The following is a 22,164-nucleotide window of genomic DNA, read 5'->3' as shown; positions in this document are numbered from 1 at the left end:
TGGAACAGGCCCTAGCGCAACGAACGCGGCGCCGTGTCGCCGGCGGCGTCCTGGCGGCGCGTCAGGCGCCGGGTGGTGATGGCCGGACGCGCCGCGCCGAACTCGGGCAGGACCCGGCCGCGCGCGCGGCTCGCGAACACGAGAAAGCCGAAGCCGTCCGCCTCGTACCAGTAACCGCCGTTCTCCAGACCTTCGATCGGCTGTTCGAGCGCATGAGCGATCGATTCGATGCAGCGCTTGCGCAGCTCGCTCGTGCCCGGATAGGGCGGCTGCGCACCGCGAACGCTGCACAGGAGCACGTCGAGCCCCGGCAGGATATGCGCATAGAGCACGGGCTCGTCCTGTGCGCGCGCCCGCGCGATCTTGGTATCCAGTTGGCCGAACGGTTTGAAGTGGCTCAGCACGGCGAGAAATGACTCATCGCCGTCTGCCTTGACGCGTTTGCGCTTTTTCGGGAAGGACATAAAAATTCGCCTGAAAAAGGTGGATTGCAGTACACGCAGCGTTCCCATGCGACCACTCCCGGACTGGTGCGCCGCACGTCGATCCTTTATAGCACACGGATTTGCAGCGTTCATGAGGATAAAGATGGGGACGGTCCGCTTTTACGGCGCGCGGACCGCCTGAAGCGATCCGGCCTGCGCGGCCCGGCTTGCTACCCCTGTTTCAAAACCCTCATCGCGTTCGCAAACGCCATGCCGGATCGCACGTCGCGCTCATGTAGATATCCCGGCGCTCTCTCGCTTGTCTCCGTCTCAATAATAGACCTGTGCGTGCGCTCGGTGTGGCGAATTGCCGCAAAAAAGCGAGTTTTCCGCGACGCGAGGCGTGTGTTGTCACATGCATTGTCATCCCGAAAAATCGCGCAGATAATGTTGCGGTTCTGGTGCCCGCGGTTGCCTGCGGCGCCCTCAGCCGACTCGTATCGCGAGGGCGGATGCGGCGCGAGAGCTTGCAAAACGCATTGCAAAAAAGCACGGCGCGCCGCCCAGCCCCGCCACCGAAACAGGCCGACATGAAACTCTTCGCCAAGGGGCTCTTGCTGATTGCGATTCCGAGCGCCGTCGAACTGGCGCTGCTCGGCGTCGTGTTCGACACGCAGGGAAAGGCCGCGCTCGCGGCCAAACGCGCCGAGAACACGCAGCAAATCCTTTGGCAAGCCAACAGTCTCATCGACCCGTTGCTGCGCGAAGCCGCGCGCGTGCGTACCGGCATCGTGCTCGACGACCCTTCCTTCATCGATCGCCACGCCGTCTGGACCGAGTTCTCCGACCGCATCACGCTGCTCGCACGCATGGTCGCCGACAATCCGCCCCAGCTCGCGCGCGTCGAGCGCATGCGCGACGCCGCCTATGCATGGCGCAAGGAAGCGGGTGATATTGCCGATGCGCTGCGCACGGGACATAGCGCGCCGTTCGCGCGCGCGGCGGGTGAGGGCATGCCATCCGGGATCGAGACGGTGCGCGAGGTGCTGGGCGAGTTCATCGCCGAGGAGACGCGGCTCGACGAGGCCCGCACGGCAATGCTGCGCGAGACGCGCGAGCGCCAGCAGGACGCGCTCATTATTGCCGTGGTGGGCTCCATGCTGATCTGGGCGTTCACGGCCATGGCGTTTGCGCGCAACGTGGGCGTGCGCCTCGCCGCGCTCGGCGCGAACGCCGAGCGTCTGGGCAACGGGGCGCCGCTCGCGCCGCCACTCTCGGGCGACGATGAAATCGCCGCGCTCGATGCGGTGCTGCATCAGACGAGCGCGCGGCTGCGCGTGGCCGAGCGCGAGCAGGCCGCGTTGAAGGCGCAGCTGCAGGCGCGCGCCGCGGACCTGGCGAGCGCCAACGAGCATTTGCGCCAGGAGAGCCAGGACAACGAGATGTTCATCTACAGCGTGTCGCACGATTTGCGCTCGCCGCTCGTGAACCTGCAGGGTTTCTCGAAGGAACTGCAGGTCTCGTGCGACGACCTGCGCGCGCAGGTCGACGCGGCCGGGCTGCCCGAACACGAATATCGCGCGATGGCCGAAGTGCTCGACGGCGATGTCGACGAATCGCTGCACTTCCTGCGTCAGGCGGTGGCGCGCGCGGCGGCTATCATCGACGCGCTGTTGCGCATCTCGCGCGCCGGCCGCCTCGAATACCGCTGGCAGCGCGTCAACGTCGCGCGGCTCGTCGAGCGCGTGCTGGGCGGCCTCGCCGAGGAACGCACGAAGGCCGCGCGCATCGAGGTGGGCGAGTTGCCGAGCGCGTGGGGCGATCCGGCGGCGCTCGAGCAGATCTTCGGCAGCCTCATCGAGAACGCGCTGCACCATCTCGATCCCGCGCGAGCCGGTCGCGTCGAGATCGGCGCGCTCGAGCCCGGCGGCGAAACCGGCGGCGAATCCGCCAGGAGCGCGGGAAAACACCCCGAAAAATCAGCAGCCGGAGAGCCTGGCGAGCGTACGCGGACTTATTTTGTGCGCGACAATGGCGTTGGTATCGCGCAGGCGTATCTGCCCAAACTGTTCCGCGCCTTTCAGCGGCTGCACGGCGGCGAATCGCCCGGGCAGGGCACCGGCCTCGCGCTCGCCAAACGTATCGCGGAGCGGCATGGCGGGCGCATCTGGGTCGAATCGACCGAGGGTGCGGGCTCGACGTTCTTCGTCGCGCTGCCGGACCAGCCGCTGCGTTCCATATAGCGGGTAATCTGGCACGAACTGCAACATACTTTCAACAAGCCTTAAAAAGTTCATGCAGGACGTAGGAGAGTCGAGATGACGAACGGGGAACAGGTCAGCATCGTGCTGATCGAAGACGACGACGGGCATGCCACGCTGGTCGAGCGTAACCTGCGGCGTTCGGGGATCTCGAACGGCTTTCTGCGTTTTCGCGACGGCCAGGAAGCGCTCGATTACTTTTTCGGCACGCCGGGCGACAACCCGGCTGCGCGCGCGAACTGGCCGTCGCGCGATGCGCTCGGCAATTTTGTCGTGCTGCTCGACCTGCGCATGCCGCGGGTGGACGGCTTCGAGGTGCTGCGGCGCCTGAAAGCGGAGCCCGCGACGGCGTCGGTGCCGGTGATCGTGCTCACGACGACCGACGACCCGCGGGAGATCGAACGCTGTTATGAGCTCGGCTGCAACGTGTACATCACGAAACCGGTCGAATATGACGCGTTCATCGAGGCCGTTCGCAGGCTCGGCTTCTTTCTCCAGGTCGTCAAGCTGCCGCCGGGACATCGCTTCGTCCAGGCGCGGCCGGCTGGCGCCCAATAACGCATCACGCATGCATCACGCATTGGCAATCGAATGGAACAACGGCGGCAAACCGGACCCGTGCCCGAAGGGACGCTTCGCGCATGACTGAGGAAACCACCATGCTGGCCGGCGCGCGTGTGCTCGTCGTCGACGACGACGAAGGCATCCTGCGCCTCGCCCGCAAATCGCTTCTGCGCGCCGGTGCGCGCGTGGACGCCTGCACGGGTGTCGGACAGGCGCGCGCGCTGCTCGCTGCGCAGACGCCTGACGTGCTCGTGCTCGACTATCAGCTCGACGGCGCGGAAACGGGCCTCGACTTCTTCCGCCGCCTGCGTGCCGACGATGTGCGCGTGCCGGCCATCCTCGTGACCGGCTTCACCGATGAATCCCGCGTGATCGCGGCGCTGCGCGCGGGGGTCTCGGACGTGGTGCCGAAGTCGGGTGACTACCTCGACTATCTGCCCGAAGCTGTCGCGCGCGTGCTCGCGCAGGTGGCGCTGCAGCGCGCCTCCGACGAAGCGCTGCTCCTGCGCGACCGCGAAGAGCACTACCGCACGCTCTCCGAAGCCTTGCCGCACCTCGTGCTCACCTGCGGCGCGGACGGCAATTGCGACTTCGTCTCGAAGCAGTGGCTCGACTACACGGGTCTCGACGCGGGTCAGTCCCACGGTCTCGCGTGGCTCGACGCCGTGCATGCCGACGATCGCGAAGAGATCCGCGACACCTGGTTGAAGGCCGTGAGCAGCGGCGCCGCCGACTACCGTCACGAGTTGCGGATTCGCCGCCACGATGGCGCTTATCGATGGTTCGATGTCCGAATCGTTCCGATGCGCGACCCGCGCGGCGGCGTGAGTAAATGGTTCGGCAGTTGCACCGACATCGACGCGCAGCGCGAAGCGACCCAGGAGCGCGAGCGCCTGCTCGCCTCGGAACAGGCGGCGCGGCAGACTGCCGAGGAAGCCAACCGCGCGAAAGACCGCTTCCTCGCCATGCTCTCGCACGAGCTGCGCACGCCGCTCACGCCGGTGCTCGCGGGCACGCGTCTGCTGGAGCAGATCCCGGGCCTGCCCGAGGCGGCGCGCGCGGGCGTGCTGATGATCCGCCGCAATATCGAGCTCGAGGCGCGCCTGATCGACGACCTGCTCGACCTCACCCGCGTGGCCAATGGCAAGCTGAGCCTTGCGCTCGAGACGGTCGACGTGCACGAGGTGATCGAGGCCGTGCTCGAGCTCTTCCATAGCGAAATCCAGTTCAAGCAGCAGGATGTGCATGTCGATCTGCGCGCGCAGCAGCATTATGTGCGCGGTGACCGCGCGCGCCTGCAGCAGATGCTCTGGAACCTCGTGCGCAACGCCGCGAAGTTCACGCCAGACGGCGGCCACATCTACGTGCGCACGCGCGACGAGCGCATGCAGGTGGAAATCGAGGTCGAGGACACGGGCATCGGCATCGCGCCTGAGCAGATCGGCAAGCTCTTTCATGCCTTCGAGCAGGGCAGCCACAATCTCACGCGCCAGTTCGGCGGACTCGGCCTGGGTCTCGCCGTGACGCGGGCGCTGACCGAGGCGCACGGCGGGAACGTGAGCGCGAAGAGCCCCGGCGCGCATTGCGGCGCGACCTTCACCATCGTGCTGCCGACCGCGGCGCGGGGCGAGGGGGCGGCCGCGACCGCCGAACTGCGCGGGCCGCACCGGGTGGGCGCACTGAATATCCTGCTGATCGAGGATCACGAGGACACCGCCGAGGTCATGTCGCAGCTGATGCGTGCGGGCGGCCACGAGGTGGCGGTGGCGGGCAGTGTGGCCGGCGCGCTCGCGCTCACGGCCAGCATGGCCTTCGACCTCGTGGTGAGCGACATTGGCCTGCCCGATGGTTCGGGCATCGACTTTATCCGGGCGTTTCGTGCTCAATCAACGGTGCCCGCCATCGCGCTTACCGGCTTTGGCACCGACGACGACGTGCGCCGCAGTGTCGAAGCGGGCTTTACCGCGCATCTTACGAAACCCGTCAACTTCGAGCAGCTCGAACGGCTGATCGAAGAGGCCGCTGCCTCGCGCAGCGCGGCAGCCGAAGCCGATTCCGACGCGCCTCGTTCCTGACCCAGTCTTGTGCGGATTGTGCGGACGCAAAAAAAGCCCGCGCGGCCTTGCGGCGGCGCGGGCGTGTTGTCTGGAGACTCGTGCGGGTCTAGCGCGGATTGTTCTGCAACGAATCGCGGATTTCGCGCAGCAGCAGCACATCTTCGGGCGTGGGCGGCGGCTCGGAGGGCGCCGCGGCTTGCGGCTGGCGCAGCTTGTTGATGAACTTCACCATCAAAAAGATGATGAACGCGAGAATGACGAAGTTGATCACCGCGGTGATGAACGAGCCATAGCCGAACACGGCCACGCCCGCGGTCTGCAGATCCTTGTACGACTCGGGGTTGCCTTTATAGCTGGCCGGAATGTGGCCGAGCCGCACGAACATGTTCGAGAAGTCGAGGCCGCCCGTGATCACACCGATGACCGGCATGATGAGGTCTTTCACGACCGAGTTGACAATGCTCGAGAACGCACCGCCGATGATCACACCGACGGCGAGATCCATGACGTTGCCTTTAACGGCGAATTCCTTGAACTCCTGGACGATACTCATGAGCGGCTCTCCCTGAATGGCGCGGCACGGGGCTGGGGTCAATACGACATATTGGCGCAATCATAGCGAACGCCTCTGTATTGCGATAGCAATTTGACATTCCCTGACGTTTTGCCGGGCACCGGCGACGAAGTCCCGGCGAACGCACGCGGCGTACCCAACGCGTGTGCGACGCGCTAGTGCGCGAGCGAGATCTGCTGGTGGAAGGTCGCCGGGTCGGTGTTGGTGCCACACAGCAGCACGCCCACGCGCTTGCCCTGCAGCGTGTCGCGCAGCGGCCCGAGCAAGCCCGCCGTGGCGGTGGCGCAGGCGGGCTCGACGGCGAGCTTGAGTTGCTCGAAGAGCACGCGCATCGCGCTGCGCAAGGCGTCGTCGGAGACCGTGACGATGCGCTCCAGATGACGGCGGCACAGCGTATAGCTGTATTGCTCCGCATGCGGCGCCATCAGCGAGTCGGCGATCGAGTGCATGTGGTTCAGGCGTACCGTGTGGTTCGCGGCGAAGCTGCGGCTCATCACGTCCGCGCCCTCGGGCTCGACGCCGTAGACGCGCACACGCGGATTGGCGAGGCGCAGCGCGGTGGCGACGCCCGCAGCGAGCCCGCCGCCGCCGATGGGCACGACGACCGCGTCGAGATCGGGCGCCTGAGTGGCCCATTCGTAGCCGAGCGTGGCCGTGCCGAGCACCGTGCGATAGCCGTTGAAGGGGTGCACGAAATAGCGTCCCTCGTCGGTCTCGATACGGCGCACGATCTCGAACGCCTCGCTGCTGTTGCCCGCCACGACGATTTCCGCGCCGAAGCGCTTGCACTGCGCGACGCGTGCCGCGCTCGCGCTGCGAAAGAGCACGACCTTCGCGCTGATGCCAAGGCGCATCGCCGCATACGCGACCGCAATCGCGTGATTGCCGCCCGAAACGCACGTGACGCCGGCGCTGCGCTGCGCGGCATCGAGCGCGAGCAGATGCGTGAACGCACCGCGCACCTTGAAGCTGCCGCTCGACTGCAGCAGCTCGAACTTGAAGTTCACGAGCGTCGCTTCGAGCGTGGACAGATCGTGGCGGTCGAACACCGGCGTGCGCAGCACCCACGGCGCGAGCGCGAAATGCTGCGAGGCGATCTCGTCGAGCGTGGGGATCGCCTCACCGTCTATCGTGTGGCTGGTGGGCAGCGGCGCGGCGGTGGACATGATCGTACGTTGAGCGTGGTCACTGAGCCAGGGCTTCGAGGGACATGCCGTGCACGAGCTTGCGCAGGAAACCTTCGCAGGCCGCGAGCTGTTCGAGCGAGACGTATTCGTTCGGCTTGTGCGCCTGCTGGATGTCGCCGGGCCCGCACACCACACTCGGAATGCCCGCGCGTGCGAAGAGACCCGCCTCGGTGCCGTAGGCCACCTTGCGGCGCGCCTGGTCGGCGGTGAGCGCGCGCACGAGCTGCGTGATCGCGGCCTGCTCGGTGGCGTCGAGGCCGGGTGCTGCAGCGATCTTCGTGAATTCGATCGCGCCCGCCGCGTGCTCGCGCTGCATCTTCGGCACGAGCGTTTCGCGCGCGTACTGCTCGATGCGCGCGAAGATCGCGTCGGGGTCGAGCGTCGGCAGATTGCGGAACTCGAACGCGAAGCGGCATTCGGCCGGCACCGTGTTGATGGCGTTGCCGCCTTCGATCGTGCTCGTCTGCGCGGTCGTGAACGGCACGTCGTAAAGCTCGTCGAACGGACCGTTCGCGCGGAACGCGTCGGCCATGTCGCGGATGTAGCAGATGAGGCGCGCCGCGTACTCGATCGCGTTCAGGCCGCGCGGCGTGAGCGACGAATGGGCGGCCTGGCCGCGCACGCAGCACTGGTACGCGTTGATGCCCTTGTGCGCGACGATGGGGCGCATGCTGGTGGGTTCGCCTACGATGCAGCCTTCAGGCTTTACGCCCCGCTTCACGAGTTCTTCGATCATGAGCGGCGCGCCCACGCAGCCCACTTCCTCGTCGAACGAGAGCGCGAGGTGCAGGGGCTTCGCGAGTTTCGTCTGCTGGATCTCGGGCAGGAGCGTAAGCGCCGCGCCGATGAAACCCTTCATGTCGCAGGTGCCGCGGCCATAGAGCAGGCCGTCGCGAATCTCGGGCTTGAACGGGTCGCTGTCCCATTTCTGGCCGTCCACCGGCACCACGTCGGTGTGGCCCGAGAGCACGATGCCGCCGTTCGTCTCGCCGTCGTGCGCGGGGATCGTGGCGAACAGGTTGGCCCATTTGCCGCCGCGGCCATAGGTGAGCGTCGACTCGATGCCGCGCGCGCGCAGATCGTCGCGCACGGTCTCGATCAGGCCGAGATTCGGATGGCGGCTGACCGTATCCATCGAAACCAGACGGGTGACCCAGGGGAGCGAGGCGGGAAGGGCGGCGGAAGGCGTGGACGACTGCGCTGTTTCAGCGGCGAGCGACATGTTGGACTCCAGCTTGCTTGTATCCTTCATCTTACCCAAAAAGAATGCGGCAAGCCAAAGCGGCGGGCCATGCGGCGGCCCGCTCGGCAGGCGATCGCGATGGGTATGACGCGCTGCAGCATGACGTGAAAACGCCCGCGCACAGGGCAATCCGCGCGGGCGTCCGATGCTGCGAAAAAAAGCGTTCAGCGCGATGCGCCGGCGCGACCGGGCGCACCTAGCGCGCGCAACGTTTCCTTCACGGTCGCCACGCGCACCGCGAGATCGGGGCTGCGCGTTTCGATGCGCAGCTTGTCCTGGCCCGCGAGCTTGATGTGCTTGTGCTTCTGCACCATCTCGATGATGCGCATGGCGTCCACGGGCGGATTCGGCACGAACTGCAGGCCGATGACCGCTTCGCCCGCATCGATCTTCGTGATGCCGAGCGGCTTGGCCGCCAGACGCAGACGGTGCGTTTCAATGAGCGCGTGCGCCTGCGCCGGCATCTTGCCGAAGCGGTCGATCAGCTCTTCCTGAATGCCGTCGATCGAATCGTCGTGCTCGCAGTTCGCGAGCCGCTTGTAGAGCGACAGGCGCTCCTGCACGTCGCCGCAATAATCGGCGGGCAGGATGGCGGGCGCGTGCAGGTTGATCTCGGTGGTCGCCGCGAGCGGCGCGTTGAGATCGGGCTCGCGGCCGTCCTTGAGCGCCTTCACGGCGTCGTTGAGCATGTCCGTATAGAGCTGGAAGCCGATCTCCTGGATCTCGCCCGACTGCTTGTCGCCGAGCACTTCGCCCGTGCCGCGAATTTCGAGGTCGTGCATCGCCAGATAGAAGCCCGAACCGAGTTCCTCCATCTGCTGAATGGCTTCGAGCCGGCGCTGCGCCTGCTTCGTGAGCCCTTGCGGATCGTGCACGAGCAGATACGCGTACGCCTGGTGGTGCGAACGCCCGACGCGGCCGCGCAACTGGTGCAGCTGGGCGAGGCCGAACTTGTCGGAGCGGTGAATGAGGATCGTGTTCGCGGTCGGCACGTCGATGCCGGTTTCGATGATCGTCGTACAGAGCAGCACGTTCGCGCGTTGTGCCACGAAATCGCGCATCACGGTTTCGAGTTCGCGCTCGTGCATCTGGCCGTGCGCCACGGCGATGCGCGCTTCCGGCACGAGCGCTTCGAGCATCGCGCGGCGGTTCTCGATGGTCTCGACCTCGTTGTGCAGGAAGTACACCTGGCCGCCGCGCTTGAGTTCGCGCAGCATGGCCTCGCGAATCACGCTGTCTTCCTCGCGGCGCACGAACGTCTTGATGGCGAGGCGCTTTTGCGGCGCGGTCGCGATTACGGAGAAGTCGCGCAGGCCTTCGAGCGCCATGCCGAGCGTACGCGGAATCGGCGTGGCGGTGAGCGTGAGCACGTCCACTTCCGCGCGCAGCGCCTTGAGCGCCTCCTTCTGGCGCACGCCGAAACGGTGCTCCTCGTCGATGATGACGAGCCCGAGGCGCTTGAACTGAACATCGGACGAAAGCAGCTTGTGTGTGCCGATCACGATATCGACGCTGCCGTCGTTGATCTGCTGGATCGCGCCGCTCACTTCCTTGGCGGACTTGAAGCGCGACAGCTCGGCGATGCGCACGGGCCAGTCGGCGAAGCGGTCCGTGAAGGTCTGCGTGTGCTGCTCGGCGAGCAGCGTGGTGGGCGAGAGGATCGCCACCTGCTTGCCGCCCATCACGGCGATGAATGCCGCGCGCAACGCCACTTCGGTCTTGCCGAAGCCCACGTCGCCGCACACGAGGCGGTCCATCGGCTTGCCGCTCGTCATGTCGCCGATCACGGCGGCGATCGCGGCGGCCTGGTCGGGCGTTTCCTCGAAGCCGAAACTTTCCGCGAACTTGACGTAGTCGCGCGGTTCGAGCGCGAACGCATGGCCCTCGCGCGCGGCGCGGCGCGCGTAGAGATTCAGGAGCTCGGCCGCCGTGTCGCGGATCTGCTGCGCAGCCTTGCGGCGCGCCTTTTCCCACTGGCCCGAGCCGAGCGCGTGCAGCGGCGCGCTATCGGGATCGGCGCCGCTGTAGCGCGAAATCACGTGCAGCTGCGACACCGGCACGTAGAGCTTGCTGCCGTTCGCGTATTCGAGGTGCAGGAACTCGGTGTCGCCTTCGCCGAGGTCCATCGTCACGAGGCCGTGATAGCGGCCGATGCCGTGCTGCGCATGCACCACCGGATCACCCACCTTGAGTTCGGAGAGGTCGCGCACCATCGAATCGACGTTGCTCGCCTGTTCCTGGCGGCGGCGCCCCGCGCGGCGCGCGAGCGGGCCGTAAAGCTCGGTCTCGGTGATGATCGCGAGTTCCTCGCCTGGCAGCGAGAAGCCGGTGGAGAGGGGCGCTACGCCCATCGCGAAACGCTCGTCGCCGGTGAGCCAGTCCTCGAAGCTGTCCGCGCCCGCGGGGCGCAGATGGTTGTCGGCGAGCAGCTGCGCGATGGTTTCGCGCCGGCCCGCCGATTCCACCGCGAACAGCACGCGGTTCTTCGTCGTGTCGAGATACGCGCGCAGCGAAGCGAGCGGGTCGTCGGCGTGGCGGTCGATCGCGAGGTTCGGCAGCGCCGTGGCCCAGCCGCCCGCGCTCGCGGCGGGCAGCACGAGGCGCGCGAAGGGCTTCGCGAATGCGAAGAAGTCCTCGTCGCTCAGGAACAGGCGCTGCGGCTCCAGGATCGGCCGCTCGCGGTCGTGCGAGAGGAAGCTGTGGCGCTGCTTCGTATCGTTCGTGAAGCGGCGGATCGCGGCGTCGAGGTCGCCCGAGAACACCAGCTGGGCGTTTTCCGGCAGATAGTGGAAGAGCGTAGCCGTCTCTTCGAAAAAGAGCGGCAGGTAGTATTCGATGCCGGCCGACGGCACGCCGTTGCCCATGTCCTTGTAGATCGTCGCGCGGCTCGGGTCGCCCTCGAACACCTCGCGCCAGCGGCTGCGAAACGCCGTGCGCGCGGCTTCGTCGAACGGAAACTCGCGGCCCGGCAGCAGGCGCACATCCTTCACGGGATAGAGGCTGCGCTGGCTGTCCGGATCGAACGCGCGGATCGAGTCGACCTGGTCGTCGAAGAGGTCGATGCGGTAGGGCAGCGGCGAGCCCATCGGAAAGAGGTCGATGAGCGAGCCGCGCACGCAGTATTCGCCCGGGCGCACCACCTGGCTCACGTGCTCGTAGCCCGCGAGCGTGAGCTGCGACTTGAGCTTCGCTTCGTCGAGGCGCTCGCCCTGCGAGAACGAGAACGTATAGGCCGCGAGGAACGAGGCGGGCGGCATGCGATAGAGCGCCGTGGTGGCCGGCACGATGAGAATGTCGCAGCGGCCTTCGCCGAGATCGTGCAGCGTGGCGAGGCGCTCGGAAACGAGGTCCTGGTGCGGCGAGAACGTGTCGTACGGCAGCGTTTCCCAGTCGGGCAGCAGACGCACGCGCGCCTCGGGCGCGAAGAACGGAATCTCCTGGGCGAGGCGCTGGGCGTCCACGGCACTCGCGCAGATCACGGCCAGCAGCGGCGCATGGGCGGCGCGCGCGCGCGCGGCGTCGCGGTAGCGGGCGATCAGGAGCGCGTCGGACGAGCCGTGCGTGCCGTCGAACGCGTAGCGCTGCCCCGGCTTGACGACGGCAACGGGGGACGGAGTTTGCGAGGAAGCAGCGATATCGGACATGGGCAACAGGGTGGCCGACAATGTTGTCGGCGCGGGTGTCGGTATGGTGGCCAGTTCAGTTCGGGCACGGTGCAACGCCGGAATATGAGGGCCGGTTTGCGGTTTTCAAGCGAATTTGGCGCGCTTTTCCTTACGTTGCGCGGGCATTCCATGGCCGTTTTGCGGGCGTCCGGCGTGCGGCTCAGGGACGTATTATAAAATCCGTCCTTTACTTTGACTCATGCGGCTCGCGACACCGTGACTCCACGCCTCTTTGCCCTGATTCCGTGCGCCGGCACCGGCAGCCGTTCGGGCTCGGCCATGCCGAAACAATATCGAATCGTTGCCGGACGCGACCTCCTGCACTATACGCTTGCCGCTTTCGACGCCTGCAACGAATTCTCGCAGACACTCGTGGTGATTGCTCCCGACGACAACCACTTCGACGCCCGGCGCTTCGGCGGCTTGCGCTTTGCCGTGCGCCGCTGCGGCGGCGCTTCGCGCCAGGCTTCGGTTTACAACGGCCTAGCCGCGCTCGCCGAATTCGGCGCAACCGACGACGACTGGGTGCTCGTGCACGACGCCGCGCGCCCCGGCATCACGCCCGCGCTGATCCGCGCGCTCGTGGAGTCGCTCAGGGACGACCCCGTGGGCGGCATCATGGCGCTGCCGGTGGCCGACACGCTCAAGCGCGTCGCGCCGAAGGATCCCGCGGCGCCCGGCGCGCATATCGCGCGCACCGAATCGCGCGACGGCCTCTGGCAGGCCCAGACCCCGCAGATGTTCCGCATCGGCATGCTGCGCACGGCCATCGAGCGCGCGCAGCAAGACGGCCACGATCTCACGGACGAAGCGAGTGCGATCGAATGGCTCGGCCACGCGCCGCGACTCGTGCAGGGGAGCCTGCGCAACTTCAAGGTGACGTACCCCGAAGATTTCGCGCTCGCCGAAGCGATCCTCAGCCGGCCCGCAGAGTGAGCGCGCCGCAATCCCTTTACCCGGAACCCCAAACATGGACATCAGAATCGGACAAGGCTACGACGTGCACGCGCTGGTGCCCGGCCGCCCGCTCGTGCTCGGCGGCGTGACGATCCCCTACGATCGCGGCCTGCTCGGCCACTCGGACGCCGACGTGCTGCTGCACGCCATCACCGACGCGCTGTTCGGCGCCGCCGCGCTCGGCGACATCGGCCGCCATTTCCCCGACACCGACAAGCAGTTTTACGGCGCGAACAGCCGCGTGCTGCTGCGCGAATGCCTGCGCCGCGTGCAGGAGGCGGGCTTCACGCTCATGAACGTCGATACCACGGTGATCGCGCAGGCGCCCAAGCTCGCGCCGCACATCGAATCGATGCGCAAGACGATCGCCGAAGACCTGAACCTGCCGGTCGAGCGCGTCAACGTGAAGGCGAAGACGAATGAAAAGCTCGGCTATCTTGGCCGCAGCGAAGGGATCGAAGCGCAGGCCGCGGTACTGCTGCTGCGCACCTGACGGCGATGATGGCAGCCGCAATCATCACCGTGGCTTTTCTTGCCGATTAATTTCCATTTTTTTCGTCCCATACTGAACCGGTAACCGGAAGTGGGGAGGACGATGGCGGGAGTGGAAAGACGCGTGAAAGGCCTCGACGGCCTGCGGGCGCTGGCAGTGGTGCTCGTATTCCTCTCGCACAAGGCGCATGTCGACGCGATCGATGCGGGCAAGATCGGCGTCTGGCTGTTCTTTCTGATCAGCGGCTACCTGATCATCGGTGAACTGCATCGCAATCGGGTCCGCATCGAGCAGCACGGCGCACGCACGGCCGCGCTGCTGTACGTCTTTTTCATGAAGCGCACGCTGCGCATTTTTCCCGTGTATTACCTGCTGCTCGTTGCGCTCACCGTCGCGCATGCGAGCTTCTATCAGCGCGATGTCGATCTCGGGCTCGTCTGGCATTTCGTATTCCTCTCCAATTACTGGATCGGCGCGGTGCACGACGGTTGGCCCGGCACCGTGTCGCATTTCTGGAGTCTCGCGGTCGAGCAGCAGTTCTATCTCGTCGCGCCATTCGCGCTGCTGTTCGTGCGCGCGTCGCGCCATCTCGCGCTCTGCGCGGTGGTCATCGCGGCGGCCGCGTTCGCGCATCTCGCGCTTTACCGGGAAGGGGCGATCGCGCCGCTCATCTATGCATTCTCGCCGTGGAATTTCGCCATCCTCGCGCTCGGCGGCGCACTGGCGATGGGCGGTGCGCGCGTGCCGTTGCGTCCGGGGGCGTTGAGCGCGGCGTGGTTCGTCGGAGCGTGTGCGGCGATCGCCGGTTTCGCGCTGGCGCGCGCCGATTGTGCTGACTGTGCCGCAGGCGTGCCGAGCGCGGCGATGCTGCCGGGCTGCTTCGACATCGGGCTCGCGCTCTCGCTTGGCGCGCTGTTCCTGTGGCTCGTGCGTCGTCAGGACAGCGTACTCGTCGCAGTGCTGGAAGTGCGGCCGCTGGCCTGGCTCGGCACGATCAGCTACGGCTTCTATCTGTTTCACAACATCGTGCCGGCGCGTCTTGGCGTGGCGCCGGGGCTCTATGCGAGGTTCCATGTGCCCGATGCGGCGCAGCCGGTCCTCGCGCTCGTGCTCCAATTCTCGCTGGCCGTGCTGCTCGCGCATCTGTCGTGGCAGATGCTGGAAAAGCGCGTGCTCGAGTGGAAGCGGCCGCTCGAAACGGCGATACGCAACCGCCTGCCCACCCGCGCCGCTGCGAGCCGGACGTGATGCGCAAGCGCGGCCTAGAGTGTGCCGCCGCCGACTTCGCGGCCGTCCGGACACAGCTCGCCGGTCTGCAGCCCATCGAGCACGCGCAGCACTTCTTCGGCGCTGCGCCCGACGTTCAGGTTGTTCACCGTGACATGCTGGATCGTATTGTCGGGATCGACGATGAACGTCGCGCGCAGCGCCACACCCGCTTCCTTGTCGCGTATGCCGAGCTGATCGATGAGTTCGCCCTTCACGTCGCCGAACGAATAGTGATTGAGGCGATCGAGTGTCTTGTCCTCGCGTCGCCACGCGAGCTTCACATATTCGTTGTCGCAACTGCCGCCCATCACGACCGTTTCGCGGTCATCGAATTCCTTGATGAGCCGTGCGAACGCGACGATCTCGGTGGGGCAAACGAGCGTGAAATCCTTGGGGTAGAAATAGATGACCTTCCACTTGTTGGCGAAGGTCTGCTCGGTGATCTCGGTGAACGCCGATTCGCCGTTTTCTTCGGGATGGTTGAAGCCGGGCTTGGCGGCCGTGACGGTAAAGGCTTCGAGTTTGTCGCCGACGGTTTTCATGGCGGTGGTCCTCAGACGAGAGACGGGCCGGGCGGCCCGCTTTGCCGCCGCGTGCGGGATGCGCAACGCGGCGTGCCGATGAAAATAATTGTCGCAGGTGCGGGCGGCGCGTGGTGCGAGGGTGCGCCGCCGGGTCTCGCTCAGGAGGGCAAGGGGCTCAGACGCCCTTGGCGAGCGGGAACTCGATCGTCACTTCGAGGCCGGGGCCTGGCAGCCGGTTGCGCAGGCGCAGCGCACCGCGATAGCGGCCCACGAGGCGCTGCACGATGGCCATGCCGAGTCCCGTGCCATTCGCCTGCGTGCGGGCCGTATCGACGCGGTAAAACGGCCGCGTGACGAGCGGGAGCTGATCCTCGGGAATGCCGGGGCCTTCGTCGACCACGGAAAGCTCGACACGCGAATGCGAGACGCGCGTTTCGAGCATGATGTGCGGAATGCCGTCGGTTTCGCTCGCGCCGTATTTGCGGGCGTTCTCGATCAGATTGCCCACGACGCGGCGCATGTCGGTGTCGTCGGCTTCGATCATGGCCGAGGGCGCAAGCCGCGTGATGAGACGCACGCCGTCTTCGCTCGCCATGCGCGCGGCCATTTCGCCGGCAATGACCGAGAGGTCGACGCGCTCGGGCATGCGCTGGGCAGGCCGGGCGTAATCGAGGAAGCGGCCGATGATCATGTCCATCTGCTCGATGTCGTCGATCATCGCGTCCTTGGTGGCCTGGTCGGACGGACTCATCTCCGTCTCGAGCCGCAGTCGCGCGAGCGGCGTGCGCAAATCGTGCGAGATGCCCGCGAGCATCAACGCGCGGTCGGCCTCCAGCTGCTCGAGATCGCGCACCATCTGGTTGAACGAGCGATTCGTTTCGGCCGCGACGCCCATGCCGCTCTCAGGCAAGGGAGCGGGCGGCTGCCCCGAGCCCAGCATGCGCGCCGACATGGCGAGGCGCGCGAATGGCCGGTTCACGAGACTTGTGATGAAGGCCGCCCCGAAGAGCGACAGCGCAAGCGCCGAGATGCCCCATCCGACCCACTGCAAGCCCGTCACATTGTCGAGCTGGTCGCGGTCGAGCGCGACCCAGTAGTCGTCGTCGTCGATCTTGAAGCTGATCCACACGCCCGGAATGTCGTTCACGGACTGCGCGATCACGGTGTCGTCGCCAAGACGCCCGCGAATGTCATGCTCGATCAGGCGATTGAGCGACTCGTCGGGCTGGAGCTTGTATTTGTCGGTGGTTTCGCGCGGATACACGCGCACGCCCTCGTTGCTCTCGAGATCCTGCAGCAGCGCGCGGCGCAGATCGGGATCGGAGTAGAGGAGCGCCGTGCGCGTGAGTTTCACGATCGCGACGAGCTGGAGCGCCACGCGCTGCGCGCGCGGCTCCCGCTCGATCACGCGAAAGCTCTGGAACCACGCGGCGAGACTCACTGCGATGAGAAGGGCGATCAGCAGGAAGGTGCGCCAGAACAGATCGCCGAACGCGAGCGTGAGCAAACGCCGGTCAATCCGCATGGGCCCTTCCCGTTTCAACAGAGGCAGTGCAGACAACGAGACTCCATCCAGGATCAGGCGGCGCCGTCGGGAATGAACACGTAGCCGAGGCCCCAAACCGTTTGAATGAAACGCGGGCTGCCCGGATCGGGTTCGATGAGCTTGCGCAGGCGCGAGATCTGTACGTCGAGGCTGCGGTCGAACACTTCGTATTCACGGCCGCGCGCCAGCTCCATGAGCTTTTCGCGCGAGAGCGGTTGGCGCGGATGACGCGCGAACACCTTGAGTACCGAGAATTCGCCGGTGGTGAGCGGGATTTCCTGGCCCGCCTTGGTGAGCGTACGCGTGGCGAGATTCAGCGCGAATTCCCCGAACTCGAACACTTCGGTGGTTTCCGAGGGCGCGCCCGGCAGTTCGGACGGCGCCTGGCGGCGCAGCACCGCGTGAATGCGCGCGACGAGTTCGCGCGGGTTGAAGGGCTTGGGCAAATAGTCGTCGGCACCCATTTCGAGGCCGACGATGCGATCCACGTCCTCGCCCTTGGCGGTGAGCATGATGATGGGCGTGCGGTCGTTGCTGCCGCGCAGACGCCGGCAGATCGACAGGCCGTCTTCGCCCGGCAGCATGAGGTCGAGCACCAGCAGGTCGAAACGCTCGCGCACCCATAGCTTGTTCATGGCGGGGGCGTTTTCGGCGACATAGACATTGAAGCCTTGCTCGCCGAGGTAGCGGCGCAGCAGATCCCGCAGCCGGGGATCGTCATCGACAACGAGAATTTTGGACGGGTTTTTGGTTTCCATGCCTGGCATCTTAGCGCGATTGGATACTGATGCGAGTTTGCACCAATTATCAGGTTACAGTCAGTTACAAAATTTACCCGTGCTGTGCCACGACGGCAAGCACCGGCAGATAGACTTCTTTACGTAAAGCGGCAGTTCGGTAGATACTTCATTCGACTTTAAAATCCATGCCCGCGCCGAGCCGGGTTCGTACATGTATTCGAGGTAGCCGTTTGCCGCGTCAAGAAGGGAACAAAACGATGGGAGGGGTTAGGCCGACAATGCGCCACACCATGCTTGCACTGGCGCTAGCCGGTGGCGTGGCGGCTGCAATTGAGTCGGTGCCGGCCCGGGCCCAGCCCTCTGCAGACCGCTACGAGAACTCGCAGTCCGCCGCCCGCCCTCCCGGCGGCAAGCCCTCGATGCGGCGCATACGCAGCGACACGATCCCGCGCCCCGCATCCGACATCAACCAGCGTCCCGCGGTTCCCCCCGATCTCGATCAGCGTCGCCGCGACGGCCATATGACGCCCGACGAGCGGCGCCTCCTGCGCCAGCATATCGAAGACGCCGTGCGCGAACTGTACAAGCGCTAATACCGCTGCAACGCGCGTCAATGCCGCTGTGCCGCGATTTTCTCTTCGCAACTCGCGCACGCCTTTCTCACGCCTTTCATTGTTTTATCGGCATTCAAGCGTGCATTCGTGCACTCGCCCCGCCGAAACGCGCTGAAAAATACCGCAGCAATTGCACGGTCAACATTCGTTTCGCCGCAGCCGACACAGCGGTCCGTTCGACGGCGATCAGGTGCTCGACATCCTGCTCGCGCAGCCGCAAACTGCCCGGTATGGGGCGGCGACGGCGAGGCTTTGGCGCGAGTGCATTTGCGCGACGCCCGACGACGTGCAGCTCGCAAGCGTTGCCGATCGTTTTCGCGCAAGCGGTTATGAAGTCGGCGCTGCGCTCTTCGTCACTCCCGCGTTCCGGGATGAACGCAATCGGAGCGTGCCTGTGAGTTCGCCGGTGGAGTTCATCGTCGGCGCGATGCGGCGCTTCGACGTGGCGTATGGCGACACGCTGCCGTTCGCGCGCCGCCCGGCCGCATTGGGCGAGCCCCTGTTCTATCCGCCGAACGTGAAGGCGTGCGGTCCATATCTCCAGGCACTGCTGATGGATCCGGTGTATCAGTCGAAGTGACGCATCAACAAGAATGGCCGAATCCCTGGCGGCAAGGTGCGCCGCCGCCCTGACGAGCGAGGCAAGCCATGAAGCGACGCGACTTTCTTGCAGCCGGTGCGACGGCCGCCGCCGCGGTGGCGGGTTCTGCACTATGGGTTCCGCGCGCTGCGCACGCGCAAGGCACGGCGCCCCTGCACCCGGGCACGGCGAGCGGCTACGAGAACCTGCTCATTCTCGTCGAGCTAAAGGGCGGCAACGACGGCCTGAACACCGTCGTGCCGTTTGCCGATCCGCTCTACTACCGCCACCGGCAAACGATCGGCGTGCCGCGCGCACAGGCGATACAACTGGACGAGCGCACGGCGCTCCACCCGGCGCTCGCGCCGCTCATGCCGATGTGGCGCGCGCAGGAGCTTGCGATCGTGCAGGGCGTGAGCTACGCGCAGCCGAATCTTTCGCACTTTCGATCGATCGAGATCTGGGACACGGCTTCGCGCTCCAACGAATATCTGCGCGAGGGCTGGCTCACGCGCGCGTTCGCACGCGAGCCAGTGCCGCCCGGATTCGTTGCCGATGCGCTTGTACTCGGCAGCGCCGAGATGGGGCCGCTCGCGAACGGCGCGCGCGCCATCGCGCTCGTGAACCCGGCGCAGTTCGCGCGCGCGTCGCGCCTCGTCATGCCGGTCTCGCTCAAGGAACATCAGCCCGCGCTCGCGCATATCCGCGATGTCGACAACGACATCGTGCGCGCCGCCGCCGATGCGCTGCGGCCGCGTCCGGGCGGCTACGCGCTGAAGACCGCGTTTGCGGCAGGCGCGTTCGGCGCCTCGATCAAAACGGCCATGCAGGCGCTTGCCTCGAGCGGCACTTCGCAGGGCGCGCCGGTGGCGGGGCGCGGCGTCGCGGTGATTCGTCTGACGCTGAACGGCTTCGACACGCACCAGAACCAGCCGCAGCGTCACGCCGACTTGCTGCGCCAGTTCGCCATGGGCGTGGCGGCGATGCGCTCGGCGCTCGTGGAACTCGGGCGCTGGGACCGCACGCTCATCGTGACGTATGCGGAATTCGGGCGGCGCGTGCGAGAGAATCAAAGCCGCGGCACCGATCACGGTACGGCTTCGGCGCACTTCGTGGCGGGCGGGCGGGTGGCGGGCGGGCTCTATGGCCAGGCACCGCAACTCACGCGGCTCGACGGCAACGGCAATCTGCCGGTGGGCGTCGATTTCAGGCAGATCTATGCGACCGTGCTAGGCCCCTGGTGGGGCCTCGACGCGCAGTCCGTGCTGCAGCAGCGCTTCGAGCCGCTGCCGTTGCTGCGCGCGTAGCGCGGGCGCGCATTTCACGCGCACTTCAATTCAACTACGCCGCGCGGCGCGCCAGGCGATCCACAGCTTGCGCACCGGCGTAAGCACGATCTGCTGATGCAGCACCTGGTACCCTTCGCGCTCGACTTCGTCGAGCAGCGCGAGTTCGAGCGCCGCGAGCGCACGCAAGGTGCGCTGGTCGCGCCGCGCCGAAGCGGGAATCGCGTCGAGGGCGGCCTGGACCGATTCGCGCGCGCGCGAGGTCTGGAACTGCATCAGCTCGGTGAACTCCGCGCTGTAGCGCCGGTTGATGAGATCGGCGGCGGTGACGTTGTAGCGCTGCAGTTCGTCGATGGGCACGTAGATGCGGCCATGGCGCGCGTCGTTGCCGATTTCCGGCACAAACTGCGCGAGCATCAACGCGTTGCCAAGCGGCGCGGCCCAGCGTGCGGCGTCCTGTCGGCCGGCATCGGTGCGCGCGCTGAGTTGCGCGACCAGCGAGGCGAACGTGCCGCCTACACACTGCATATAGCGGCGCAGATTCGGCAGATCGAGATATCGCGCCTGCTCGAAGTCCATCTCGAAGCCGGCGAGCAGTGCCTGCAGATCGGGATAGACGGCGCTTGCGTCGCCGAGATGCGCGGCGAGCGCCTGCGTGACAGGATGCGCGGGTTTGCCCGCGGCGAGCGCGGCCAGTTCTTTTTGCCACCAGGCGAGCTTCGTGCGGCCGACGGTGGGATCGCTTGTTTCCTTCGCGGTTTCCTCGAGTTCGCGGCGCAGCGCGAAGAGGGCGGTCAGGAGGGGCTGGTGTGCAGCGTATGCCTGACGCAGCGCATAGTAGGTGCTCGAACCGGGGGGAGCCGCCTTTTGCAGGCAGTAGTCGTCGAAGTTCACGGCGTTCGGAGATGTGGGGCGAAGCGGCTCGCGCGGCGGCCAGAGCGCGCCGCGACGGTAGAGCCGCGATTCTAGCATCGGCGCGGCTTTCGGCCGGTCCGGCAGGGCGGGTCGGGCCGCCGGTCATGCACGGGCTGATGCGCCGCCATGCCCCGTCGCGCACTGTTTTCAGGATGCAGACAAGCGCCAGCCAATCGGTTAGAATCTCGCGCTTGCGCTTTTTGAGGCTTAGCTCGAAGCGCGCAGCCGGCACATAATGAATCGTCGCTGCAGACGGGCGAGCGGTCCTGCCGGGCGCAAGAAGCGAAGCGCAAAGAATTCGCGTGAGTGGCGAAATTGGTAGACGCACCAGGTTTAGGTTCCAAATCGTGGCGTTTTTGCCACGTTGCCGCCAAGCCAGATGCAGCAAGGATTTTGCCGGAAAGTGCTTAAAAATCAGGCGCTTAAGGCTCGCGGTTGTAGGCCCTCAGGTTCATGGTGGTTCATCCTGTTTCCTGCAGTTTCACGCGTGCAGTTTGGGGCGAGTTTGGGAACGGTTGGGGCAGGATGCACCGGACTTTGAGGGACAAAGCGCGGCTCTGCTCGTGCTAAGATGTTCGATTGCGCGAGAGTGGTGGAATGGTAGACACGCTGGTCTTAGAAGCCAGTGCCGAAAGGCGTAGGGGTTCAAGTCCCCTCTCTCGCACCAGACCCTCACGCATCGAGGTAGCATAGCGGCAATGCACTAATAAGCCAGCTATGTCCGCTCATCTTCCCATCCTGACGGCAATGTTTCCAAGCAAAATCTTGCTTGATGTTGATGACATTGCCAGTCTCTTGCATGTCAGCAAGAAGCACATCTATAACTTATCTTCCGCTAAGAAATTGCCTTTTCGGCTCATAGATACAACTGATAAGATACTTGTGTCTATTGTTGAGATTGCGAACTATCTTGACAAGCAAATAGCGCCAGCAAAGAAAGATGCACTAAAGGATGCCGTTATAGTTCAGAAAAAACGTGGGCGTCCTCGCGGCGCTGGTCTCGCAAAAATCACGCTTGCTTTTCAGTCTGCGCTATCTATCGCTATCATTAAAGAAGAAGCGCGAACGGCTTTGAGTTCGTTCTTCGATGGCGTAGATGAGATTGAGGGTGAGAGTGATAAGACGGAAGATGCGAAACCAAACTATAACGAAGTGCGAGATTTGGCAAATCAAGTCAAAGTAAAACTTGAGAGAGCATTTCTCGATGTTGGGCTTAACGTTAAAACGATAAGCGGCTGGCGCAGAAAGGTATGATAAAAGCCCC

Annotated in this window: 19 protein-coding genes and 1 tRNA gene; 11 read left to right on the top strand and 9 right to left on the bottom strand. The window is 65.5% G+C overall.

What is annotated here, in order from left to right; all coding sequences use genetic code 11:
* Positions 1-11 precede the first annotated feature (11 nt).
* Complete coding sequence (locus C7411_RS30280; RefSeq protein ID WP_110387652.1) at positions 12-512, bottom strand: hypothetical protein; 501 nt, start codon at positions 510-512, stop codon at positions 12-14.
* A gap of 503 nt (positions 513-1,015) precedes the next feature.
* Between C7411_RS30280 and C7411_RS30275 the strand changes: the two genes are divergently transcribed.
* The 3 genes from C7411_RS30275 (at position 1,016) to C7411_RS30265 (ending at position 5,325) form a co-directional block, all read left to right on the top strand.
* Positions 1,016-2,668, top strand: a complete 1,653-nt coding sequence (locus C7411_RS30275) for a sensor histidine kinase (protein WP_110387651.1) — start codon at positions 1,016-1,018, stop codon at positions 2,666-2,668.
* Positions 2,669-2,743: 75 nt separating this feature from the next.
* The gene (locus tag C7411_RS30270; protein WP_110387650.1) at positions 2,744-3,244 is read left to right on the top strand and encodes a response regulator; all 501 of its coding nucleotides are present in this window, start codon (positions 2,744-2,746) and stop codon (positions 3,242-3,244) included.
* Between the two features lie 83 nt (positions 3,245-3,327).
* Positions 3,328-5,325, top strand: coding sequence for a hybrid sensor histidine kinase/response regulator (locus C7411_RS30265; protein ID WP_110387649.1), 1,998 nt, complete (start codon positions 3,328-3,330; stop codon positions 5,323-5,325).
* Positions 5,326-5,413: 88 nt separating this feature from the next.
* On the opposite strand, the gene mscL is transcribed toward C7411_RS30265, so the two are convergent.
* The 4 genes from mscL to mfd form a co-directional block, all read right to left on the bottom strand.
* Positions 5,414-5,860, bottom strand: a complete 447-nt coding sequence (mscL, locus tag C7411_RS30260) for a large conductance mechanosensitive channel protein MscL (protein WP_110387648.1) — start codon at positions 5,858-5,860, stop codon at positions 5,414-5,416.
* Positions 5,861-6,036: 176 nt separating this feature from the next.
* Positions 6,037-7,047: a threonine/serine dehydratase family protein gene (locus tag C7411_RS30255; RefSeq protein ID WP_110387647.1), complete on the bottom strand. Its 1,011-nt coding sequence runs from the start codon at positions 7,045-7,047 to the stop codon at positions 6,037-6,039.
* Positions 7,048-7,066: 19 nt separating this feature from the next.
* Complete coding sequence (gene argE / locus C7411_RS30250; RefSeq protein WP_110387646.1) at positions 7,067-8,290, bottom strand: acetylornithine deacetylase; 1,224 nt, start codon at positions 8,288-8,290, stop codon at positions 7,067-7,069.
* Between the two features lie 185 nt (positions 8,291-8,475).
* Positions 8,476-11,955, bottom strand: coding sequence for a transcription-repair coupling factor (gene mfd / locus C7411_RS30245; RefSeq protein WP_110387645.1), 3,480 nt, complete (start codon positions 11,953-11,955; stop codon positions 8,476-8,478).
* 237 nt (positions 11,956-12,192) lie between these two features.
* On the opposite strand from mfd, the gene ispD reads away from it, so the two are divergent.
* From ispD to C7411_RS30230, 3 genes are all read left to right on the top strand, one after another.
* Positions 12,193-12,912: a 2-C-methyl-D-erythritol 4-phosphate cytidylyltransferase gene (gene ispD / locus C7411_RS30240; protein WP_110387644.1), complete on the top strand. Its 720-nt coding sequence runs from the start codon at positions 12,193-12,195 to the stop codon at positions 12,910-12,912.
* Between the two features lie 34 nt (positions 12,913-12,946).
* Positions 12,947-13,426, top strand: coding sequence for a 2-C-methyl-D-erythritol 2,4-cyclodiphosphate synthase (gene ispF / locus C7411_RS30235; RefSeq protein WP_110387643.1), 480 nt, complete (start codon positions 12,947-12,949; stop codon positions 13,424-13,426).
* 102 nt (positions 13,427-13,528) lie between these two features.
* The gene (locus C7411_RS30230; protein WP_110387642.1) at positions 13,529-14,674 is read left to right on the top strand and encodes an acyltransferase family protein; all 1,146 of its coding nucleotides are present in this window, start codon (positions 13,529-13,531) and stop codon (positions 14,672-14,674) included.
* Between the two features lie 14 nt (positions 14,675-14,688).
* Here C7411_RS30230 and C7411_RS30225 read toward each other — a convergent pair whose 3' ends face one another.
* From C7411_RS30225 to ompR, 3 genes are all read right to left on the bottom strand, one after another.
* Positions 14,689-15,237 carry a peroxiredoxin gene (locus C7411_RS30225; protein ID WP_069268103.1) on the bottom strand — a complete coding sequence of 183 codons (549 nt, stop codon included), beginning with the start codon at positions 15,235-15,237 and terminating at the stop codon, positions 14,689-14,691.
* A gap of 157 nt (positions 15,238-15,394) precedes the next feature.
* Positions 15,395-16,744 (bottom strand): ATP-binding protein, encoded by a 1,350-nt coding sequence (locus C7411_RS30220; protein WP_110387641.1) that lies wholly within the window; start codon positions 16,742-16,744, stop codon positions 15,395-15,397.
* A 53-nt stretch (positions 16,745-16,797) separates the two neighbouring features.
* Positions 16,798-17,532: an osmolarity response regulator transcription factor OmpR gene (gene ompR / locus C7411_RS30215; RefSeq protein ID WP_027814652.1), complete on the bottom strand. Its 735-nt coding sequence runs from the start codon at positions 17,530-17,532 to the stop codon at positions 16,798-16,800.
* A gap of 251 nt (positions 17,533-17,783) precedes the next feature.
* Here ompR and C7411_RS30210 point away from each other — a divergent pair, with 251 nt between their 5' ends.
* The 3 genes from C7411_RS30210 (at position 17,784) to C7411_RS30200 (ending at position 20,006) form a co-directional block, all read left to right on the top strand.
* Positions 17,784-18,098, top strand: coding sequence for a hypothetical protein (locus C7411_RS30210; protein ID WP_110387640.1), 315 nt, complete (start codon positions 17,784-17,786; stop codon positions 18,096-18,098).
* A gap of 151 nt (positions 18,099-18,249) precedes the next feature.
* Positions 18,250-18,699 carry a DUF1800 family protein gene (locus C7411_RS30205; protein ID WP_221206715.1) on the top strand — a complete coding sequence of 150 codons (450 nt, stop codon included), beginning with the start codon at positions 18,250-18,252 and terminating at the stop codon, positions 18,697-18,699.
* Between the two features lie 68 nt (positions 18,700-18,767).
* Positions 18,768-20,006 carry a DUF1501 domain-containing protein gene (locus C7411_RS30200; protein ID WP_110387638.1) on the top strand — a complete coding sequence of 413 codons (1,239 nt, stop codon included), beginning with the start codon at positions 18,768-18,770 and terminating at the stop codon, positions 20,004-20,006.
* 30 nt (positions 20,007-20,036) lie between these two features.
* Here C7411_RS30200 and C7411_RS30195 read toward each other — a convergent pair whose 3' ends face one another.
* The gene (locus C7411_RS30195; protein WP_110387672.1) at positions 20,037-20,879 is read right to left on the bottom strand and encodes a squalene/phytoene synthase family protein; all 843 of its coding nucleotides are present in this window, start codon (positions 20,877-20,879) and stop codon (positions 20,037-20,039) included.
* A gap of 604 nt (positions 20,880-21,483) precedes the next feature.
* Here C7411_RS30195 and C7411_RS30190 point away from each other — a divergent pair.
* Positions 21,484-21,567: transfer RNA gene (locus tag C7411_RS30190), tRNA-Leu, on the top strand.
* 50 nt (positions 21,568-21,617) lie between these two features.
* Complete coding sequence (locus C7411_RS30185) at positions 21,618-22,154, top strand: helix-turn-helix domain-containing protein (protein ID WP_110387637.1); 537 nt, start codon at positions 21,618-21,620, stop codon at positions 22,152-22,154.
* The last annotated feature ends 10 nt before the right edge of the window (positions 22,155-22,164 follow it).

Source organism: Paraburkholderia silvatlantica (assembly GCF_003096715.1).
In the GTDB taxonomy this organism is placed as follows: domain Bacteria; phylum Pseudomonadota; class Gammaproteobacteria; order Burkholderiales; family Burkholderiaceae; genus Paraburkholderia; species Paraburkholderia silvatlantica.
Note: the sequence above shows the minus strand (reverse complement) of the source record. Positions and strands in the feature narration are given on the sequence as shown.

What these genes read in the sequence shown, in the direction of transcription:
- C7411_RS30210 (WP_110387640.1), top strand. Translation starts at nt 17,784, where the DNA reads ATGCGCCACACCATGCTTGCACTGGCGCTAGCCGGTGGCGTGGCGGCT.
- ispF (WP_110387643.1), top strand. Translation starts at nt 12,947, where the DNA reads ATGGACATCAGAATCGGACAAGGCTACGACGTGCACGCGCTGGTGCCC.
- C7411_RS30200 (WP_110387638.1), top strand. Translation starts at nt 18,768, where the DNA reads ATGAAGCGACGCGACTTTCTTGCAGCCGGTGCGACGGCCGCCGCCGCG.
- C7411_RS30230 (WP_110387642.1), top strand. Translation starts at nt 13,529, where the DNA reads ATGGCGGGAGTGGAAAGACGCGTGAAAGGCCTCGACGGCCTGCGGGCG.
- C7411_RS30220 (WP_110387641.1), bottom strand. Translation starts at nt 16,744, where the DNA reads ATGCGGATTGACCGGCGTTTGCTCACGCTCGCGTTCGGCGATCTGTTC.
- C7411_RS30255 (WP_110387647.1), bottom strand. Translation starts at nt 7,047, where the DNA reads ATGTCCACCGCCGCGCCGCTGCCCACCAGCCACACGATAGACGGTGAG.
- mfd (WP_110387645.1), bottom strand. Translation starts at nt 11,955, where the DNA reads ATGTCCGATATCGCTGCTTCCTCGCAAACTCCGTCCCCCGTTGCCGTC.
- C7411_RS30265 (WP_110387649.1), top strand. Translation starts at nt 3,328, where the DNA reads ATGACTGAGGAAACCACCATGCTGGCCGGCGCGCGTGTGCTCGTCGTC.
- argE (WP_110387646.1), bottom strand. Translation starts at nt 8,290, where the DNA reads ATGTCGCTCGCCGCTGAAACAGCGCAGTCGTCCACGCCTTCCGCCGCC.
- C7411_RS30280 (WP_110387652.1), bottom strand. Translation starts at nt 512, where the DNA reads ATGGGAACGCTGCGTGTACTGCAATCCACCTTTTTCAGGCGAATTTTT.
- mscL (WP_110387648.1), bottom strand. Translation starts at nt 5,860, where the DNA reads ATGAGTATCGTCCAGGAGTTCAAGGAATTCGCCGTTAAAGGCAACGTC.
- C7411_RS30270 (WP_110387650.1), top strand. Translation starts at nt 2,744, where the DNA reads ATGACGAACGGGGAACAGGTCAGCATCGTGCTGATCGAAGACGACGAC.
- C7411_RS30275 (WP_110387651.1), top strand. Translation starts at nt 1,016, where the DNA reads ATGAAACTCTTCGCCAAGGGGCTCTTGCTGATTGCGATTCCGAGCGCC.
- C7411_RS30225 (WP_069268103.1), bottom strand. Translation starts at nt 15,237, where the DNA reads ATGAAAACCGTCGGCGACAAACTCGAAGCCTTTACCGTCACGGCCGCC.
- C7411_RS30185 (WP_110387637.1), top strand. Translation starts at nt 21,618, where the DNA reads ATGTCCGCTCATCTTCCCATCCTGACGGCAATGTTTCCAAGCAAAATC.
- ompR (WP_027814652.1), bottom strand. Translation starts at nt 17,532, where the DNA reads ATGCCAGGCATGGAAACCAAAAACCCGTCCAAAATTCTCGTTGTCGAT.